This window comes from Arthrobacter sp. Hiyo1, assembly GCF_001263615.2.
In the GTDB taxonomy this organism is placed as follows: Bacteria; Actinomycetota; Actinomycetes; order Actinomycetales; family Micrococcaceae; genus Arthrobacter.
In genome coordinates, this window is sequence record NZ_DF952471.1 from 283,685 (window position 1) to 286,257 (window position 2,573).

3 protein-coding genes and 2 pseudogenes are annotated in these 2,573 nt (G+C 63.6%); all 5 read right to left on the bottom strand.

What is annotated here, in order from left to right; translation table 11 throughout:
* A pseudogene (locus AHiyo1_RS12875) lies at window positions 1-516 on the bottom strand (FMN reductase); the annotation flags it as partial.
* 100 nt (window positions 517-616) lie between these two features.
* Complete coding sequence (locus tag AHiyo1_RS12880; protein WP_059388835.1) at window positions 617-1,453, bottom strand: PhzF family phenazine biosynthesis protein; 837 nt, start codon at window positions 1,451-1,453, stop codon at window positions 617-619.
* Between the two features lie 187 nt (window positions 1,454-1,640).
* Window positions 1,641-2,093: a 50S ribosomal protein L9 gene (gene rplI / locus AHiyo1_RS12885; RefSeq protein WP_059388834.1), complete on the bottom strand. Its 453-nt coding sequence runs from the start codon at window positions 2,091-2,093 to the stop codon at window positions 1,641-1,643.
* A 17-nt stretch (window positions 2,094-2,110) separates the two neighbouring features.
* On the bottom strand, window positions 2,111-2,350 hold the full coding sequence (gene rpsR, locus AHiyo1_RS12890) for a 30S ribosomal protein S18 (protein ID WP_003800144.1): 240 nt from the start codon (window positions 2,348-2,350) through the stop codon (window positions 2,111-2,113).
* Between the two features lie 125 nt (window positions 2,351-2,475).
* Window positions 2,476-2,573 (bottom strand): annotated as a pseudogene (locus tag AHiyo1_RS26760) (single-stranded DNA-binding protein); the annotation flags it as partial.

The window sequence follows — 2,573 nt, forward strand, 5'->3', positions numbered from 1 at the left end:
CCGCGCGGTCCACGCGGACTGATAGCGGCGACGCGCCGTCGTCGGTGTTTCCCCAGTCCTGGGCCCGGCGAAAACGGACGTCTGGGTTATCCGGGTCCGAAGGTAGGTGAAGAGCGGACGCATGGCGTAGTCGAGCACCATTTGGTGCCGGTCGGTGCCGCCCGTGGCGCCCAGGAGGACTGCCTTCCCGTCCAGGGACTTGGGGTCCAGCACATCGATGAAGGACTTGAACAGCCCGCTGTAGGAGGCGCTGAAGACGGGAGTGACGGCGATGATGCCATCGGAATCCTCGACGCCGGCGATCACCTCCGCGAGGCGCGGCGCGGCATAGCCGGTGACGAAGTTGTTGGCGATATCCACCGCCAGGTCCCGGAGTTCGACAATGTCCACGCGGACCTCGTAGCCGGCATCGCCCAGCTGGCGCTTGGCCGACGCGGCGAGCTGGTCTGCAAGGAGCCTGGTCGACGACGGTACGCCAAGTCCGGCGGAAAGGACGGTTATGCGGCGGGTCTCCATGGCTGTCTCCTGTTGCTAGGCGGTTCGATGGCTTCAAACCAGAGTACATGCGTTTGCATCTATACTCCCAAACTGCAGCTCCGCGCCTTTTATTCCCCCGCTACAGGCGGACCGTTCCCTGGATGCACATCACCGAGCTCCCGCCCACCCAGGTCTCGCCGTCTTCCACCGTGACGTGGATGCGTCCCGCCCGGCCCAGCACGGTGCCCTGCGCGGCGACGTACTGCTCCGGAGCCCGGCCGCTGCCGATCAGCCACTGGGCAGCCCCCGCATTGAAACTTCCCGTGACGGGGTCCTCCACCATGGCGTCTCCCGGAATGAACGTCCGGACTTCGAAATCGACTCCGGCGCCCGGTTCATGAGGACCGATCACACCGACCTTCAGATCCCCCAACGCCTCAAGGTCCGGCTCAAGGCCAAGGACCTGCTCGGCCGATTCGAGCAGCACGCCGATCCATTGAGGCCCGTTGACCAGCCACGATGCATCCAGGAGCGCCGCTTGGGGCAGCCGGAGGCCGGCGGCCAGCTGTTCGATTGTTCCTTCGTCCACGGGCCCGAAGCGGGTCAGTGGCGGAGCAGCGAACGCGAGCCGGCCGCCGTCGAGCTTTACCTTGACCAAGCCTGCGCCACATTCCTGAACCAGCATCCCGTCCTGTTTCGGCACTCCGCCGGCCGCCAGCCAGGCATGCGCCGAGCCAAGCGTCGGATGTCCCGCGAAAGGAAATTCCTCGCTGCCGGTGAAGATGCGAACGCGGTAGTCGGCCGCAGGATCGCTCGGCGGCAGCAGGAAGGTGGTCTCGGACAAGTTGGTCCAGTGGGCAAAGTGCTGCATCTGGTCCGCGCTGAGCCCCTCAGCGTCGACGACGATTGCAAGCGGATTGCCGAGGTATGGCACGTCGGTGAAGACATCCACTTGCGAGAAGGGCCTGGTGCGCATGGTTTCAAGGTTCACCCCGGCAGGCTATCAAGTTCCCCCGTCTTCCTTGGCGCGAACTGGCAGCTAATGCCCGTAGCGAGGCCGCCGGAGGGCATCTACTGCCAGTTCGCGCCCCCGAAAGCGCATATAGCAAAGGACCCCCGTCTCCGGAAACCGGGGACGGGGGTCCTTCGAGCTACGTCAGAGATTATTTCCCTGCAACGACCTCAAGGTCGATGACAGCGGAAACGTCCTCGTGCAGGCGGACGTTGGCCTGGTACGAACCAAGGGACTTGATGTGGTTCGGCAGTTCAACGTTGCGCTTGTCGATGGAGCCAAGGCCAGCGGCCTCAACTGCAGCAGCGACATCAGCCGGCTTGACGGTGCCGAAGAGACGACCGGACTCGCCGGCCTTCACTACGAGCTTGACCTTCTTGGAAGAAAGCGCAGAGGCCTGGGCCTGTGCAGCTTCAACCGAAGCGTGGGCACGAGCAGCGCGGGCAGCCTTGATGGACTCAACCTGCTTCTCGCCACCCTTGGTCCAGGTCAGAGCGAAGCCGCGGGGCAGCAGGAAGTTACGTGCGTAACCGTCCTTGACCTCGACAACATCGCCAGCAGCACCGAGACCGGTTACTTCGTGGGTCAGAATGAGCTTTGCCATGTTAGTTAATCCCTTCCTTAGCCGCGGCCAGCGCCGGAGTAAGGCAGCAGAGCAACTTCGCGGGCGTTCTTGATTGCCTGGGCGATTTTGCGCTGTTCCTGCACCGTGACGCCAGTGACGCGACGGGCGCGGATCTTTCCGCGGTCGGAGATGAACTTGCGCAGCAATGCTACGTCCTTGTAGTCGATGACGGTGATGTCAGCGGCTTTCAAGGGGTTGGACTTTGGTTTGGGCTTACGGAGTTCAGCCTTAGCCATCGTGGAGCTCCTTTTCTATGGAGCCCGTGGAATGGATCCACGGGATGGTGGTGCTCGACGGCGGTCGCCACCCGGGTGCCTTGCGGCACGTCCGGCGGGTTCCGGCGTCGAACTTTTATGAGTATTTAGAAGGGAGGTTCGGAATCCGGGCCGTTGCCCCATCCACCCGCATTGCTGACGCCCGGGGTAGCCCAGGGGTCTTCCTGCGGTGCGGATTGGCCGC